The sequence below is a fragment of the Streptomyces sp. NPDC029151 genome (genome assembly GCF_055564315.1).
The window spans coordinates 20,790-36,016 of record NZ_JBVHWQ010000020.1; the positions used below are offsets into that span (position 1 = coordinate 20,790).

General features: G+C 69.0%; 13 protein-coding genes, 1 tRNA gene and 2 pseudogenes. 8 read left to right on the forward strand and 8 right to left on the reverse strand.

Features of this window, described 5'->3' with window-relative positions:
• Positions 1-184: 184 nt before the first annotated feature.
• Positions 185-718: a ricin-type beta-trefoil lectin domain protein gene (locus tag ACZ4VF_RS37570; RefSeq protein WP_467931691.1), complete on the reverse strand. Its 534-nt coding sequence runs from the start codon at positions 716-718 to the stop codon at positions 185-187.
• A gap of 1,256 nt (positions 719-1,974) precedes the next feature.
• On the opposite strand from ACZ4VF_RS37570, the gene ACZ4VF_RS37575 reads away from it, so the two are divergent.
• Entirely contained in the window at positions 1,975-2,634 is a 660-nt protein-coding gene (locus tag ACZ4VF_RS37575) for a replication-relaxation family protein (protein WP_467931692.1), read from the forward strand.
• A 651-nt stretch (positions 2,635-3,285) separates the two neighbouring features.
• Here the strand turns inward: ACZ4VF_RS37575 and ACZ4VF_RS37580 are convergent.
• Positions 3,286-3,362: transfer RNA gene (locus ACZ4VF_RS37580), tRNA-Met, on the reverse strand.
• Between the two features lie 180 nt (positions 3,363-3,542).
• Between ACZ4VF_RS37580 and ACZ4VF_RS37585 the strand changes: the two genes are divergently transcribed.
• On the forward strand, positions 3,543-4,076 hold the full coding sequence (locus tag ACZ4VF_RS37585; RefSeq protein ID WP_467931693.1) for a GNAT family N-acetyltransferase: 534 nt from the start codon (positions 3,543-3,545) through the stop codon (positions 4,074-4,076).
• 59 nt (positions 4,077-4,135) lie between these two features.
• Here the strand turns inward: ACZ4VF_RS37585 and ACZ4VF_RS37590 are convergent.
• Positions 4,136-4,302, reverse strand: a pseudogene (locus tag ACZ4VF_RS37590) (IS5/IS1182 family transposase); the annotation flags it as partial.
• Between the two features lie 15 nt (positions 4,303-4,317).
• Positions 4,318-5,523 carry an acyl-CoA dehydrogenase family protein gene (locus ACZ4VF_RS37595; RefSeq protein WP_467931694.1) on the reverse strand — a complete coding sequence of 402 codons (1,206 nt, stop codon included), beginning with the start codon at positions 5,521-5,523 and terminating at the stop codon, positions 4,318-4,320.
• Positions 5,524-6,559: 1,036 nt separating this feature from the next.
• Between ACZ4VF_RS37595 and ACZ4VF_RS37600 the strand changes: the two genes are divergently transcribed.
• Positions 6,560-7,084, forward strand: a complete 525-nt coding sequence (locus tag ACZ4VF_RS37600) for a hypothetical protein (protein WP_467931696.1) — start codon at positions 6,560-6,562, stop codon at positions 7,082-7,084.
• Positions 7,085-7,158: 74 nt separating this feature from the next.
• On the opposite strand, the pseudogene ACZ4VF_RS37605 reads toward ACZ4VF_RS37600, so the two are convergent.
• A pseudogene (locus tag ACZ4VF_RS37605) lies at positions 7,159-8,358 on the reverse strand (IS110 family RNA-guided transposase).
• 343 nt (positions 8,359-8,701) lie between these two features.
• Complete coding sequence (locus tag ACZ4VF_RS37610; RefSeq protein WP_467931697.1) at positions 8,702-9,499, reverse strand: hypothetical protein; 798 nt, start codon at positions 9,497-9,499, stop codon at positions 8,702-8,704.
• A 170-nt stretch (positions 9,500-9,669) separates the two neighbouring features.
• Here ACZ4VF_RS37610 and ACZ4VF_RS37615 point away from each other — a divergent pair, with 170 nt between their 5' ends.
• Positions 9,670-10,128 (forward strand): SMI1/KNR4 family protein, encoded by a 459-nt coding sequence (locus ACZ4VF_RS37615; protein WP_467931698.1) that lies wholly within the window; start codon positions 9,670-9,672, stop codon positions 10,126-10,128.
• 202 nt (positions 10,129-10,330) lie between these two features.
• Positions 10,331-10,510, forward strand: coding sequence for a hypothetical protein (locus ACZ4VF_RS37620; protein WP_467931700.1), 180 nt, complete (start codon positions 10,331-10,333; stop codon positions 10,508-10,510).
• A 723-nt stretch (positions 10,511-11,233) separates the two neighbouring features.
• On the opposite strand, the gene ACZ4VF_RS37625 is transcribed toward ACZ4VF_RS37620, so the two are convergent.
• A complete protein-coding gene (locus ACZ4VF_RS37625) occupies positions 11,234-11,731 on the reverse strand; it encodes a hypothetical protein (protein WP_467931701.1) in 498 nt (165 codons plus the stop codon).
• A gap of 135 nt (positions 11,732-11,866) precedes the next feature.
• Here ACZ4VF_RS37625 and ACZ4VF_RS37630 point away from each other — a divergent pair, with 135 nt between their 5' ends.
• The 3 genes from ACZ4VF_RS37630 to ACZ4VF_RS37640 all read left to right on the forward strand — a co-directional run bounded on the left by ACZ4VF_RS37630 (position 11,867) and on the right by ACZ4VF_RS37640 (position 14,743).
• Positions 11,867-13,126, forward strand: coding sequence for a sensor histidine kinase (locus ACZ4VF_RS37630; protein WP_467931702.1), 1,260 nt, complete (start codon positions 11,867-11,869; stop codon positions 13,124-13,126).
• Entirely contained in the window at positions 13,114-13,764 is a 651-nt protein-coding gene (locus ACZ4VF_RS37635) for a response regulator transcription factor (RefSeq protein ID WP_467931703.1), read from the forward strand. Before ACZ4VF_RS37630 ends, ACZ4VF_RS37635 begins: the two co-directional genes overlap by 13 nt.
• 149 nt (positions 13,765-13,913) lie before the next feature.
• A protein-coding gene (locus tag ACZ4VF_RS37640; RefSeq protein WP_467931710.1) for an IS5 family transposase occupies positions 13,914-14,743 on the forward strand; the annotation gives its coding sequence in 2 pieces (ribosomal slippage) (positions 13,914-14,259 and positions 14,259-14,743; 831 coding nt in all).
• Here ACZ4VF_RS37640 and ACZ4VF_RS37645 read toward each other — a convergent pair.
• Positions 14,737-15,045: a hypothetical protein gene (locus ACZ4VF_RS37645; protein WP_467931705.1), complete on the reverse strand. Its 309-nt coding sequence runs from the start codon at positions 15,043-15,045 to the stop codon at positions 14,737-14,739. The genes ACZ4VF_RS37640 and ACZ4VF_RS37645 overlap by 7 nt on opposite strands.
• Positions 15,046-15,227 lie beyond the last annotated feature (182 nt).

The following is a 15,227-nucleotide window of genomic DNA, read 5'->3' on the forward strand; positions in this document are numbered from 1 at the left end:
ACGACCTTCCTGTTGCGGCTGGGGTGGTGGGGCCCGGGGGGGGGGGGGGGGGGGGTGGGGGGGGGGGGGGGGGCGGGGGGGGTGGGGGGGGGGGGGTGCCCCCCCCCCCCCCCCCCCCCCCCCCCCCCCCCACTGCTGCAGTGCTAAGCCATCGGGGGCTGCGGGTGTTGGGCTCGGGGAAGCCTCACCGCAGGGTCCATGCCTGGCTCTTCGACCCGATGCAGTCCCAGACCACGAGGGGCACGCCGTTGCCGCCAACTCCCATGGCGGTGTCCAGACACAGGCCCGAAGCGTTCCTGATCTGCGCGGGCTGGCCCGTGAGAGTCCAGTTCTGGCTGGGTGATCCGTTGCAGGCCCAGAGCACGGCCCGGGTGCCGTGCGTCTGGGCACCGGCGGGACCGCCGGCTACGTCGAGGCACTTTCCTGCGATGGTGACCGTTCCCGAGCCGGAGGTCGCCCAGCGTTGGTTCGCACCGCCGTTGCAGTCCCACAGAGCGATCTGCGTGCCATCGGCGGTGGCAAAGGCGGGGAGGTCCATGCACCGGCCGGACACCCCGTTCACCAGCGAGGCATTGACTGCAGCCGACGCCTTCGCCGGGGTGTGGGACATGCCGTCTGCGGCGGCGGAGGCCGTCACCGGCGGGAGAGTCAGGGCGATGGCGCCTAAGGCGGCAGCAGCGACGAGCCCAAGCAGCCGCGTTCGGGAATTGAGGTTCATGGCGAAACCCTTCTTCTCTGCGAGACCCCCCGTACCCGGGGAGCAAGTACACAACAGCGTGGGGCGCCAACCGTGAATAGATGCCAGGAGCATATTTCACTCGAAAGGCGCATCTGTACTCCTGACTTGTCGCCGTCAGCGCCTCACTCGACCACCAGCCCGTCAGAGGGTGAGGGTCACGCGCCGAACAGCGGAACTCGCGCCAGGTAGCGGCCCAGCAGCATGTTCGGGGCGCCGCGAGAGATCCGGTGAAGCTGTTCCTCGGGCGTTGGCGCATGAGGGGCGATGCTGTCTTGAGTTTCGTGGGTTCCGATCCGCTGGCCGGTGGGTGCTGGTGTGCTCGGGGGTGTGGCTCAGAGAGAGCAGGATCCGGCCCCGGAAGGGGTGGGTGGTGACCCGGGTGCGGCTGTCCTGACGGACCGGTTCGCCGTTTGCACCGCCGTCGATGTTCATGTGACTAGCAGCAACACTCAGGTGAGCAAGGCCAGCCCTCTCTGCCCAACCTCGTCTCCCGCCCCGGGACCGTGGATCCGGCGAGACGAGCGCATACGGCCCGCGATCGCTCATGCATTAGGTCCACGCCTGAAAGAGCCGCAGGCGTTCAGCTGATCGAACGGACCAGCGTCCTCGCAGCCATTGCCACGGGCACCGCATCGTGATCACCTCGACCCGCTCCAACACGGGCCTGACCGCCACACATGTCGGGCGTCGCCAGCCATCGGGGCTGCCTGCGAGGCAGGTCAGCGGAGCCATCCCAACAGGTCGAGGCACCAGAAGAATCAGCTGACCCCACTGGCTCGCCGTGGCCCACTGGCCACCGGATCGCGGACAGAACCCGGTCCAACCATGCCGCCGTCCACGCTCCGCTGGCGGCCGGTCACAGCCGCCGCGCGGTCCGACGCCAACTCGGGGTGCCCTACCGCACGGTCAAGCCTCTCGCCGACGCCACCACCCCGGAAAGCCTCTTCCGCGGTCAGTGGCAGGGCCGCCCTTCCATCCTCGACGAGTACAGGCCCTACCTGGACGGCAGCTCTCGGTCGACATCCGGACAACACGCGCATACGAAAAAGCCCTCGCTGCCTACCCAGCCGGTGTCACTCACAGCCACGCGATCACGGAATTGAGCCAGAGCCCGGTCTCGTGACCATCTGCCAGCGGATCGGTGCTCGCACCTGACCTTCCGGCGCGCCGACAAGCCGATCCCGTCGAAGCAGAAGCAAGCCCCCACCGCCTCGCACACTGCCGCACTCTCCGACATGGGCAAGCACGGCGTGTCCGAGAACGGCGGCTTCACCGAGACCGGTGACGCCCTGCGGAACCTGACCCCCAAGGGCGTGGAGGCTGCCTCCCACGAGTTGCCGCGCCCGATGACGGAGATGGGCTCCACCGCGCGCGGCGCGAGCTCCAGTGGGGCCTCCGATCCGATGGCCGTCAACGAGACGGTGATCGCGATGCTGCGCCGGAACCCGAGCATGGCCAGGCTCGCCGTCCTCCCGCCCCGCAATCAGGTCGCCGCCCAAGCCGCCGTCGACGGGGCGGACGGGATCGGCACGATCGCCTCGTTCTGGACCGAGGTCCCGCTCCCGGCGACCGGCACGTGGAACGTGCCGGGTAAGCGCGGCGCCCAGGCCGACATCTTGCTCACCGCCCCGCAGGACCGGGTGCCGTTGCTGTTCATCGAGGTCGACAACTGCCACGAGACCGCCGAGGAGCTCACCGACAAGCTGGAGAAGTACGGCCGGTTCTTCCGCCGGAACGCGAAGGACACCGACGGCAAGGAGCGCCCGATGTGGCGTACCCGCTGGACGGTCACCAAGGACCGGTACGGCGATGCGCCGCATCCGCCCGTGCTGATGGTGTTCAACCGCATCGCGAGCGCAACCCCAACCGCACCGTCCCGCGCCTGCAAGAGCTGACCCGCCATTTGTGGCAGGGGGAGCGGCAACGCGGCGGCCACGACCTCTCTACGACCGGAGGATCCCGATCACCGCGACCGGCTGAACCAGCTGTGCCGGCACGACCCGGCCGGCCCGGTGTTCGTCCGCTTCGGCGGCGACCATCCACAGCCGCTCCCGGAGGTGATCGGCAACCCGCGCCGCGAGGCCGCCGACGCCCGCGAGCAAGAGGAGGCAAAGGCCCGTCAGGCGGAGTACCAGGCACAGGTACGGCGGGCAGCCCAGGACCAGGCTGCGAAGCAGGCAGCCGAGCGCAAGGCCCGCCGTCCCGTCTGCACCGGCTGCGGGGTGAGGTTCACCGACGCCCGCTGGCAGGCGGTACAGCCGAAGGACTGGGGAGCCACGAAGGACTCCCACCCACACCTGTGCGACAGCTGCAAGCGCGCGGCCCTCGCCGACGCCCGCGCCCTGGCCGAGAGCGCGGCGGATCGGCGCAGCTCGGCAGGACGGCGAGCCTGGGCTGCTGATCCTTCCTGGCGAGACGGTGGAGTACGACGGCGAGCGGATGCGTATCGTGCCCCGCCCCGTGACGGGCGCCTCGGCCGGGTAGCCACCGGTGGCCCTGGAAGGCGACCAGCCTCCTCGAGCTGCTGGTCGAGGAGGCTGGTCCATTGGTAGCGGGGACAGGATTTGAACCTGCGACCTCTGGGTTATGAGCCCAGCGAGCTACCGAGCTGCTCCACCCCGCGTCGGTAGTACCACCCTACGCCACTGGTCCCCGTGCTCCTGACCGAATTTCCCCCGGGTTGCGCGACCGGCCTCATTTTCGGCTGCCGGGACGCCGCCACCGTGTGGTCTTGCTCTGTCTGACGGAGATCAGGGGGGCGCCGGATTACCAATGAGGCGCTTGCCTTCGGCAGGATGGGTGCATGACCGAGATCCGCACACCCCGTCTCCTCCTCCGTAGCTGGCACGACGACGACCTCGTGCCAATGGCGGACATCAACGCGGACCCACGGGTCATGCGCTGGATCGACGACGGCTCGGTGCGTGACCTGGACCACACGGCCGAGGCCATCGAGCGATGGGAGGCGGAGTGGGACGAGGAGGGTTTCGGTCTCTTCGCCGTCGAGCTGCTGGCCTCGGGCGAACTGATCGGCTTCACGGGACTGTCCGTGCCCGAGTTCCTGCCGGAGGTGATGCCCGCCGTGGCGATCAGCTGGCGGCTGGGTTCACAGTTCTGGGGCCAGGGGTACGCGTCCGAAGCCGCGCACGCCACGCTGGAGTTCGCGCTTCAAGACCGCGGCCTGGACCGCGTCATCAGCATCAGCCAGGTGGGGGACAACGCCTCCGAGAATGTCATCCGCAAGCTCGGCATGGTGCCCGAGCGGGAGACGGTGCACCCGGTGTACGGCTACCCTTTGCGCGTTCACGCCATCGACCTCACGGAGTTCCAGGCGTAGATCGGCCGAACCATCGATCATCGCAAGCCAGCCGACCAATGTCCCTACGTCCAGCTGCCCCCTTTGAGGGCCCGGACGCTGACGGAGTCGACCGCGCACCGCGACCAGTCCAGCTCACCCCTGGCACCGAGTTCGTCCGGGATCAGATGCTGGCGGCCAGCACCTCGCGGTCCCCTCGCCGACGGTGCCCTCCACCCTGCGGGCGAACCGGCGCCAGCGGCACCACCCGGCTGGAACAAGTTCAGATCAGAGAGGTGACCTGGTCTTCGATACCGAGCAGGGCCCGGCCGTACATCTCGGTTGCGATGGCAGGGTTGACCATGGCATGCCGCGTACCGGTCTCCAGATCCCGCCACATGCGCTGCAGCGGACTGTCCTCGGCGAAACTCCGGGCCCCGTGGACATTCAGCAGCAGGTCCAGTGCCTCTCGTGAGCAGCGGGCGACTGTGCCGATGTCCATGCGCGCCCGGGTCCGGTTGACCAGGGGCATGCACTGGCCGCTCGCCGCCCAGTTGTCGACATCGTCCGCGGCACGCAGCAGGTGCAGGGTGGCGGTGTCGATCAATGATGCTGCCTCGGCGAGTTGCATCTGGGTGGAGGGTGCCTCGCGTGCCTGTGCGTAGTGCGTATGCGAAATGCCCCGGCCGGTGGCGAGGGACGCCAGCACCAGTTCCATCGCGCCGCGGGCCAGGCCCAGCAGCGGGCCGGCGAGTGACAGGGCGAGCGTCGGGACGAACGCCGCACGGTATAGGGCCTCGTCCTTGAACTCGGTGGGGTAGGTGCCCTGGAGCGCGTGGGTCACCGACAGGATGCGGTGGGCCGGGACAACGACGCCGTCGGCGATGAGGGTGTTGCTGCCGGTGCCGCGCATCCCGGCAACCTGCCAGGTGTCCTCGATCGTCAACTGGTTCATCGGGACCAGGGCCAAGGCTTGGTCTCCGCGCTCGCCACTCTCGCCCGTGAGCGTCATGCCGAGCAGCGCCCATCGGGCGTGTAGACAACCGGAGGCAAAGCCCCACCGTCCGCTGACGATGGTGCCCGCGTCGGCTGTCCTGCCGGTCCCATGGGGTGGCAGGACAGCACAGGCACGGGTGCCGGGGTCCTGGGCGTAGACCTCACGCTGCGTGCGTTCGGGGTAGAGGCCGATGAGCCAGCCCGAGATGTTGATCAGGCTGGTGGTCCAGGCAGTCGATCCGCAGCCGCGGCCGAGTTCCGAACCCACTTGGACCAGCGTGCGGATACCTGCCTGATGGCCCCCGAGCCGCTGGGGAACGGTGAGGCTGAACAGGCCGGCCCCGTCGAGTGCCGCGATGTTCTCCGGAGCGACACAGCGGTCCTGATCGGTGCGGGCTGCATTGCGCCGGAGTAACTCGACCAGGGCTGCGGCCCGTCGGGGAAGCGGGGCCTGCTCGATGTCCGGGGCAGGTTCCGCGGCGCCCATCGTCATGGGAGGTCCCTCCGTCACATGTGAAAGGGGCAGGCAAGAGGCCGGCGGCCAGTACCGGCACCGTACCCGTATGCCTGCCCGTGCCCCCTGGTGTGGGTCACTTGCTGCACAGGAGCGAAAGTGCGGTTCTGCAGTTTCGTCAGGAAGGACGATTCCCGGCATTCGCGTCAGTTCCCCACGGGGTGGGAGGCTGATGGGGAGAAGGGAATGGCTGTTGACAGCCGTGGCCGTCGGGAAGGCGTCGTTCACCAGGGCTCTGAACCGCTCGCGGGGTGACTCAAGCCGAATCGAGCCCAACACCGCAAGGCGCTGGACCCGGAAATCCGGGCTCGGCCGGCCCGGTGTGTTCCTGCTTCAGGATTCCGGGGTGCACTGGGAGGTCTGTTCTTGCCGTGGATCTGATGCCATGCCGGCTGTCCGCGGGCTTGCAGGCCCGACTGTGTGTTCGGCCCGGTGGCCATGTGACTGCGGGTGGTTGCCGACCACCGCAGGGCCGCCTCCCAGCGGCCGGCGGGCGCGTTGAACCGCGCGCGGGGCCTGCGAGGCGCGCCGCAGCCTTCGCACCGGGCTGGGCGCAGTAAGGGCCCGTGAGCGGGGCGCTACGCCCGGAGACGCCGTTCCGCGACCCGCTTGGGAACGCCCGGGCGTGGCAGGGGCAGCGCGGCTCAGGGCCTGTTCTCTGAGGGTGGGCGGGGCGGGGGCCGGCACCGGTTGTCGCCTGCCGCCCGCCAGGGGCACCGGGCGTCCGCTGCCAAGTGCGCGCGCTGTAGGGGCTTGGGCACCGGGCACCCGCTGCGCGGCACCCGCGCTACGCGGCCCGGCGCCCTCTGCCGATGCTGCTGCGCCGCGTCGGGTAGCGGTGCCGCTGCGCTGGCATCGCGAAGGCGACCGGTACCGCGCCCCTCCGCCTGCGCTGTGCCGGGTTCGAGGAACTGCACTTCGACCTGTAGCGCCTGTGCTCCACTCCCGCCTTAGTGCTTTCGCGTGACTGACTCCCAATGATGCTTGGCAGCCAGCGAGCCCTAGGCTGCGGCTCATGGAATCGTTGATCAGTGCCGTCCGCGAGCAGGAAGAAGCCGCCCGTTATCTTGCTTGGCCGGGTGACTTCGACCTGGACCGAGGCGACCATGTCGAGGAAGTTCACCTCGCCTCGGGTGCCGCGCTTGAAGGGTTCGCCGGCGACGGTGCCGGGGGAACGTTCTTCTTCTGCGGTGAAGGCGGCGAGGAACGTCCTATCCTCTATGCCGACTCCGAAGGGGGCGCTGCTCTGGTTGCGATCGGCCTGCCCGAGCTCCTGCGACTGCTGCTGGTCGCTCCGTGGTGGCGCGACTGCCAAGCGTTCACGGACGAGGAAAGTCACGAGCTCGCAGCCGAGTACCTGGAGGACATGCCGGACCTCGTCGCCCGGAGAGATCGTGCCGCCGCAGCTCTTGGCCTCGACCTTCCGGACCCGGCCGATGCCTTGGCCCGCTTGCGGGAGGTGGCCGTTCGGGCGGGAGAGGACTTCGTGCTCGTCTTCACACCGGAGGGCCACCCCTATGAGCCTCTCATCAGAAACTGAGTGCATCACAGCAGCAGGCAGCAGGCAGCAGGCAGCAGGCAGCAGGCAGCAGGCATCGTCAGAGCGCAACAGACTCAACCCATGGCGAGACTGCGCGGAGGGGGCAGGGTCTGGAAGGTACGTGATCGCGTATGAGGGCCCACAGGACGTCGAGGCGTCGGCGGGCGAGGGCGAGATTCGCCTGCTGGTGACTCTTTCCCTCAGCTCGCTTACGGTCGTAGAACCGCTTCGACGTGGGGCAGAAGCGCGCGGCGATTTGGTCCGAGAGGTAGCAGACGCGCAACAGTTGGCGGTGGTAGCGGTGTGGTCGACACATGTTGCCGCTGATCCGACCTAAGTCCCTTGGGACCGGCGCGAGACCGGCGACTCCGGCGAGGCGCCCCGCCCTGCCGAAGGCGTTCATGTCCCCTCCGGTGCAGGCGATGAAGTCCCCCCCAACAACGGGCCCATTCCGGGCATGCCGGTGATCACTTCCGCGTCGCGATGTTCGCGATATCGGGCAGTGACCTGCAGGTCGACGCTGGCGATCTCCTCGTCCAGCGCCAGTACGGCCTTGCCCAGGGTGTGGACCACAGCTGCGGCCGTGGCCTCCCCAGCGACAGCAGTGTCTTGGGCATCCGCCGCAGTGACTGCGGTGTCGGCTGCAGCCTGGGTGCCGGGCACCTTGCGGTTCTTCAACCAGCTCGCCAGTCGGCTCGGACCGATCCGGTGAAGGGAGGCCGGCGTCTGGTAGCCAGTCAGTAGGACGAGGGACCCCTTGGACGGGGGGTAGTCGAACGCCCGCTCCAGAGCGGGGAAGTACTCCACAACTGGGCCCGCGATCGGTTGATGGCCCGCGTGTGGTCGGCCGCCAGATCGCAGCGCCGAGCTGTGAGGATCTTCAGGTCCACCGCGATCTCGTCCCAGTCCTGCAGAGGCTGCAGGTCCCGGCGCATCGTGCCTGGTCGGCGATAACGCAGGCGTCTTTTGCGTCGGTCTTGCCATCGCCTCGGTAGCTGCGGGAGGCTGGTGAACGGTGCGGCCAGGGATATGGAGAAGCCACTGGCCGTGACTGGTGAGCAATGCGATCAGCAGGGCGGCTCCGCCCGCGTTCAGGTCGACTGCCCAGGTCACCGGATCACCCTCGGCCAAGGCCAGACGTCGCCTATCAGCTCCAGCAGTTCAGCCCCGTCGTTCGGTACTCGACGCGAGAGCACCTTCGTTCCGTCTGTGTCGATCACCGTGCAGTGGTGCGCGGCCTTGCCGGTATCCGTCCCCGCCCGGAGCTCGGGCACCCGAGGCTCCTTCGTCGATCGGTTGACCGGTCCCTGCAGACGACCACACCGACGTGTCCTTACGAGGCGATCTCTCAACCCAATGAGTGGCCGCGTCGTCGCGGGACGCTGGGCGGCCTATCAGTCAAAGCCATTGATACGGCATGAGCGCTTTCAGTCACACCCAGGCCCCTGGGTCTCCCGATCGTACGAAGAACCGGAATCAACCCGCCAACGAAGGTAGCGAGCGCTTCAGTTGGCGAGTGAGCGTGCGAGTTGGCGGGTTGAGGGTGTGACTGGGTGCTTCAGTTGGCGGATGAGCGGTTGATTTGGCGGGTCGAGCATCCGTGACGAAGGCTGAAGCTCACGTCCCCGCGGCCACGGTGGAGAAGCCGTCCGATGCGTCGGCCGATCGGGCGTGCTCCCAGACGCTGTCGAATTCCGTCTGGAAGTGTTGGAACCACTCGCCGTCACGGTGCGGGAGAACGGTGAAGACGGCATCCCCGCTGGCTGAGCTGTGCGAGTAGATGTCGACGTGGATGCGGCCACCGGGGCGTTGCGGGTCGAGCAGGACGAGACCGAAGGCCGGGACGAAGTCGAGAAAGCGCACTTCCACCCTGCCCTCCGTGCCGGGTGTCTCGGCGAGTTCGCGGAGCAGGTCGACGGACGAACGCAGCCGGTTGCGGTACATCCCGGCCCGGTCGGGGATGGTGCTGCGGCGTGCTACCTCCTCAGGGGCCGAACCGGCCGGGTCGATGAGCGCCACCTTGATCAAGGCGCCAGCCCCAGCCCTGCGCTGGAGTTCGTCCACCAGGTCGCGCAGCGTGCGCGACAGCGTCACACCGACGATCCGGATGTCCTGTGCGGCACGCACCTGCTCCAGGAGGCCTGCCTTGCCCTTGCCGAGGAAGTCCTCTACGGAGAGCTCGCCCCTGCCACGGGCGCGCACCTCGGCCGTCAGCTTCGCCACCTGTCTGCGGCTGCCGAGCATGCCGCTGGCTAGCAGGGCGAGCGTTGCGAGCGTAGCGGCTGCCAGCACCTTGCCTCCGACCGTGCCGAGCACTCCGAGGACGGCCAGCACCAGGGACAGCAGTGCCGTTGTGTAGATCTCCAGGTTCTCGCCTGCCAACAGATCCGTGCGCAGTTGCCGAAGTAGACGCATGAGAGGCATCGTTGTAACCCGCTTGATGGGGTGTCAATGAACGAACGTGGCGGAGCTGCCGGGCCGGATGTCTGTGGCTCATGCCATGATCCGGCCTTATGAGTGACCGTTCGCTTTCACCCGCCTGGCTGGCCTCGTGGGCAGACAGAGTCTGCGGGACCCTCACGGCAATGACAGAGGAGTTCGAGCGCCGGCACGGGTTTCCCTCTGGCAGCAATGAGGTCCGGCCGGCCAGCCGCAACGACCAAGCCGCGGCTCGCACGCTTGCCCAACTGAGCCTCATCCCGGCTGACCTGGTCACCTTCTACGACAGCATCGGCGATGTCACCTGGGCGGACGTCGGCAACGGCTACTTCCTCGACGCGGCCAGTGACGTCCTTCTGCGAGTCCAGCAGTACGGCGTTGTCGCCCTTGACGCGGACCAGAAGGCCCATGGTCTGGTCATCGGCTCGAACGGCGGCGGACTGTCCTACGTCGCGGGCCCTGATGGATCGGTTCACCGGACGCGGACAGCGTCGCTGGACGAACCGGAGCTCGACAAGGTGGCCGATGACCTGAGGCAGTTCCTGGAACTGCTGGAGCGATCCCTGACACGGTTCGTCGCCGATGGCGAGCCGGGATCTTTGTAGGCCAGCCTACGGGGCACATTTTGTTAGATCAGATGCAGAGTGAAGACGGCCCGGACAAGCCCGGTGACCCGGGTGGTCGAGCACCGGCTCGGCGAGGACGAGGTGACCGCGCGGATGTTGGCCGAAGCGCGCCGGGCCGGCGTCGAGCCCCTCGCGCCGGTTGAGGCGAAGGCCCGCCTCGCGGACCGTTCGGGCTGGGGAGGTGGCCCAGCAGCTTCTCGTCTTCCGCCGGACCACGCGCGGCGGGTCGGCGGAGACCTTCGGCTATACCCTGCTCCTGATGGAGATGAGCGCTGACGGCGACCAGTTCAACGCCGTCCTGACCTACCTCCTCAGCGTGACGCAGACCCTGGAGTGGACCGTAGGTGAGGAAGCCGCCTGACGAGGCCGTCGCGCTGAGCCGGCAATGCCACCTGGGCCTGCTGAACGTCGTCGGCGCCCAGGACGGTACGGGTCGCGATCACTAGCGCCCGCAGCGCGCGGTCGTAGCCGGTGACGGCCGCCAGCCGCAGCGACTCCAGGGCAGGCAGCGCGGCGTCCGCCAGAAGCAGTTCGGCCTCGCCAGGTCCGACGCTGCTGATTCGGTCGAGGGCGGATACCGCCACCGAGCGGAATCGAAGGTGTCCCAGCGAGCCCGCTGCTTGTCCGTTCGCCCGGGCTATACGAGAACAGGGCCAAGAAGCGCACCTCCGCGACGCCGGACAGCCGGACGCAGCTGGGGCTCCCGCCCCGCCGGCGCGACCGCAAGCCCGGCCCGACCCGCGTGATGATGAACGTGCGCGTCCTGCTGGAGACCGACCAGCTCGTCACCGAGATCGGCGAGGAGACGGGTATGGGCCCGCAGGACGGTCGCCGACGCGGCGATCGCCCACTACGCCGCCTCCCCGCGGCGGACCGGGAAGCTGCCCAAGACCCCGGAGGCCGGTCGGGAGCAGCGGCCCGAAGCGTCCTGACATCATGCGGTCCCGTGGAAACGTCCGCGGGGCCGCTCGCCGTTTTCGGGCACCGGTCAGCCGCGGGAGCGGGCTTCTGGAAGTGCGACAGGTGGGAGCAGGCCGTCAGCGGGGACGGAAGAGCGCGTAACCGTTCATGCGGGCGGTCGGCGTCACGCGTGCCGGCTCAGCGCCCGCAGCGCCAGCCGGCCGCACAGCACGGCGAACGGCAGCTCGGCGCCGAGCGCCATGGCGACCGCGGTGGTGAAGTCGCCGCCCGGGACCGCTGTCGTGGTGTCGAACCAGGCGTCCACCACAAGCAGCGTCGCGGTCGCGGCGGCTGCCAGGGCGTGCCGCCGGTCGCCGCGGGCGGTGAGGAGGCCGGTGGTGATCAGGCCGAGCGCCTCCAGCGCGTCGAGCCCGACCCAGGCGACCGGCCAGTGCGCCGCGGTCGCGGTGGCCGGCAGGCCGGTGGCCAGCACGTACAGCCACGGCAGCAGGGCGAGCCCGCTGGCGACCAGCAGCCACCCGGCCCGCCGTATACCCCGCGCCGGGCGTGGCTCCTGCGCCTCTTCGTGGAGCGGGATGACCTCGGCACCGGCCACATCTTCATCGCACAACACCAGTTGACGCATCGTCTTCTCCCGTTCCTTGTCGGCTCGTCCCTTCATGTGCTCCACCCTCCGTCTCACACCAGGGCGCCGTCGGTCACGCAGGGTTCCGACCTGGGGTGAAGAAAAGTGCACCCCCGAACCGGGTGAGAACGTCATGGCAGGGGAATGGCCTGCGGCTTTACCGTCTGACGCATGCAACTCATCATGTGGCGGCGGCTGGTGCCGGGCCCGCCGTTCCGCAGGGCAGGACATTGGACCGCGCTGGTCGCCGCCGGCCTGCCGCTCCACCTCGCCGTGGTACCACTGTGGCTCTGGCTGCTCGGCACGATGGCGGCGTTGGTGCGCGCGCCCGGCGCGGTGGCCGTGACTCCGCTGCCCGTGCTGCTGACGCTCCTGGTGACACCTCTGCTGACCGCCGGGCAGCGGCGGCGCTACCGGGCGCTCGTCGGCAAGGACCTCCCACGCCCCGCCGTCAACGGGAAGTCGATAATTCGCCGGCTGACCGGCCGGGCCTTGTGGCGGCAGGTCTGCTACCACGCCGTGGCGGGACCGCTGCTCGCCGTCCTGGACCTCGGCGTCCTCGTGGTCTGGGCCGCCGCTGTCGTGGCCGCCTCCATCTACGTATGGATCTGGGCGCTGCCCCCGCAGTGGCGGGTCACCGACCTCGGGTACTCCACGCAAGCCGTGTACGTCACCTGCGGCGGCCTCGTCCTGCTGTTCCTCGGGCTCCGCCTGACCGGTGCTCTGGTGCGGCTGGAGAACCGGGCGGCCGAGGTCCTGCTCGGCCCCAGCCGCACGGAGAAGCTGGCCCGCCGGGTCGCCGACCTCGCCGAGAGCCGGGCCGGCGTGCTCGACGCCGCCGACGCCGAGCGGCGGAGGATCGAGCGCGACCTGCACGACGGCGCGCAGCAGCGCCTCGTCTCACTCGCCGTCAATCTGGGCCTGGCCAGGGCCACCCTCGGCGACCTGCCGGAGGAGGCCCGCAAGGTGATCGACGAGGCGCACCGCGAGGCGAAGGCAGCGATCGCCGAGCTGAACGACCTGGTGCGCGGCCTGCATCCGGCCGTCCTCGAGGACCGCGGCCTCGACGCCGCGTTGTCCGGGGTCGCCGCCCGCCTCCCGATCCCGGTGCGCGTGGCGGTGGACCTGCCGCAGCGTCCCTCACCCACGGTCGAGGCCGTCGCGTACTTCGTGGTCTCCGAAGCCCTGACGAACGTGGTCAAACACGCCCGGGCGACACGGGCGGACGTGACCGTGGAGCGGATCGGGGAGACACTGCTGTTGGTCGTCGCGGACGACGGAGCGGGCGGCGCGGATCTCGCGGTGGCCGGCGGTGGCACCGGGCTTGCCGGGCTCGCCAAGCGCGTCGCGTCCGTCGACGGCACGTTCTCCTGCCGCAGCCCCGCCGGGGGCCCGACCGTCATCACCGTGGAGCTGCCGTGCGCGCCGTGATCGCCGAGGATTCCCTCCTGCTGCGCATCGGCGTGGTCAAGGTGCTGGAGGCGGCCGGGTTCGAGATGTGCGCGCAGGTCGCCGACGCAGAAGGGCTGTTGGCGGCCGTCGAGGAGCACCGGCCCGACATCGCCGTCATCGACGTGCGCATGCCGCCCGGATTCACCGACGAGGGAGTGCGCGCCGCGCTGGTGATCCGCCGCCAGTACCCGCGTACCGCCGTGCTCCTGCTGTCGCAGTACGTGGAGGAGCGGTACGCCGCCGATCTGTTCGCCGCCAACACCTCGGGCGTCGGCTATCTGCTCAAGCAACGGGTCGCCGACGTCGAGGAGTTCGCTGAGGCGGTGCGCCGGGTGGCGGCCGGCGGCACCGCGCTCGACCCGCAGGTCGTCGCGCAGCTGCTGGTGCGCCGGCACAGCGATCCGCTCGACCGGCTGACGCCGCGTGAGCGGGAGGTGCTGGAGCTGATGGCGGGCGGCCGGTCCAACTCCGGCGTCGCCGCCGAGCTGGTCGTGAGCGAGAGCGCGGTCGCCAAGCACATCAACAGCATCTTCACCAAGCTCGACCTGCCCAAGGCCGACGCCGACCACCGCCGCGTCCTGGCGGTGTTGCGCTTCCTGGGCGTTGCGACCGCATAGGGCGCGATCATGCCCGTATGCCCAGTCGACAGCGGTGCTGAGCAGCGCTTGGACGCCGTTTCCTTTGGCTGTTACGAGACGACGTCTAACTGATCGTTTCAATATGAGGTGAGCCCATGCCCTTGCCGTGAGCGATCTTGGTCGGCAGGCTGTGCGGGTGCGTTGATCTTGTTCCCGACGATCTCTGGGAGCGGGTGGCTCCGTTGCTGCCACCCCCTCCCGAGCGTCGTCATCGCTTCCCCGGACGCCGACGCGTGCCGGACCGGGTGGCACTTGCGGGCGTGCTGTATGTGCTGCGGACCGGTGTTGCCTGGCGTGACGTGCCGGCGGAGCGCGTGGACTGCTCCGGAGTCACGGCCTGGCGCAGGCTGCGGGACTGGACGAAGGCCGGTGTGTGGCCGCGTCTGCACGCCGCCCTGCTCACCGAACTACGCCGAGCGAACTTGCTGGACCTGGATGACTGCGCCGTCGACGGCTCACACGTCCGGGCCCTGAAAGGGGGGATCTCGTCGGTCCCTCGCCCGTCGACCGCGCCCGCCCCGGCTCCAAACACCATGTGATCGTCGACCGACACGGCATCCCGCTGGCCGTCACGCTCACCGGGGGCAACCGCCACGACGTCACCCAGCTGCTGCCGTTACTGGACGCCGTCCCACTGATCCGGGGTCTGCGGGGACGCCCGCGTCGCAAGCCCCGGCGCTTGTACGCCGACCGGGGCTACGACTACGACAAGTACCGCCGCCTGCTGTGGAAACGCGGCATCAAGCCAATGATCGCCCGACGCGGCGTCGCCCACGGAAGCGGCCTGGGCAAGGTCCGCTGGGTGGTCGAGCGCACCTTCGCCTGGCTGCACCAGTTCAAACGGCTCCGCATCCGCTACGAGCGTCGCGCCGACCTCCACCAGGGCCTGCTAGAGCTGGCTTGCAGCGTGATCTGCCTGCGGCGACTCCAGAGGAGTCGCCGCTCCCCGGGTCAGTAACGAAGGCGAGCCTCGGCCCCGTCGATGCGCAGCCAGCAGTCCTTGAAAACCCGCAGCAAGGACCGCCCGCCGCCGACCGGAACCACCGTGAGATCCAAGTCGAGCAATGGCTTCACCACTGCGACAGTCCGAGACCCATCCGGATCCGGGCCCCTGAGAGCCGCCAAAGCCTCGAACAAGGGCCTCACGTTCTCCCATCCCGGTCCCGGCGCGAAGCGCGCCAAGAAGAACGGCTGGTCACAGCCGTACTCACTCAGCTCACCGAGCAAGATGTCACCCTGCAGAAGCTGCCACTGCGTCACGACCTGCCCCCGCCCTCGACCGCTCAGTCGCGAAGGCATCCTCGCAGCACACAACCACCCGACCAAACGTCATTCTGAAACGATCAGTAAAAGGTCCTAACAGAAGTCGTTGATCATGTGACTTTCGGCTTGGGTGGTCGTTGGTCTGTTCGTGGGAACACGTCAGTCCCGGCCGTGGATCG

Excerpts from the sequence above, each read along its gene's own strand:
- ACZ4VF_RS37570 (WP_467931691.1), bottom strand. The coding sequence starts at position 718 with ATGAACCTCAATTCCCGAACGCGGCTGCTTGGGCTCGTCGCTGCTGCC.
- ACZ4VF_RS37575 (WP_467931692.1), top strand. The coding sequence starts at position 1,975 with ATGGGCAAGCACGGCGTGTCCGAGAACGGCGGCTTCACCGAGACCGGT.
- ACZ4VF_RS37585 (WP_467931693.1), top strand. The coding sequence starts at position 3,543 with ATGACCGAGATCCGCACACCCCGTCTCCTCCTCCGTAGCTGGCACGAC.
- ACZ4VF_RS37595 (WP_467931694.1), bottom strand. The coding sequence starts at position 5,523 with ATGACGATGGGCGCCGCGGAACCTGCCCCGGACATCGAGCAGGCCCCG.
- ACZ4VF_RS37600 (WP_467931696.1), top strand. The coding sequence starts at position 6,560 with ATGGAATCGTTGATCAGTGCCGTCCGCGAGCAGGAAGAAGCCGCCCGT.
- ACZ4VF_RS37610 (WP_467931697.1), bottom strand. The coding sequence starts at position 9,499 with ATGCGTCTACTTCGGCAACTGCGCACGGATCTGTTGGCAGGCGAGAAC.
- ACZ4VF_RS37615 (WP_467931698.1), top strand. The coding sequence starts at position 9,670 with ATGACAGAGGAGTTCGAGCGCCGGCACGGGTTTCCCTCTGGCAGCAAT.
- ACZ4VF_RS37625 (WP_467931701.1), bottom strand. The coding sequence starts at position 11,731 with ATGAAGGGACGAGCCGACAAGGAACGGGAGAAGACGATGCGTCAACTG.
- ACZ4VF_RS37630 (WP_467931702.1), top strand. The coding sequence starts at position 11,867 with ATGCAACTCATCATGTGGCGGCGGCTGGTGCCGGGCCCGCCGTTCCGC.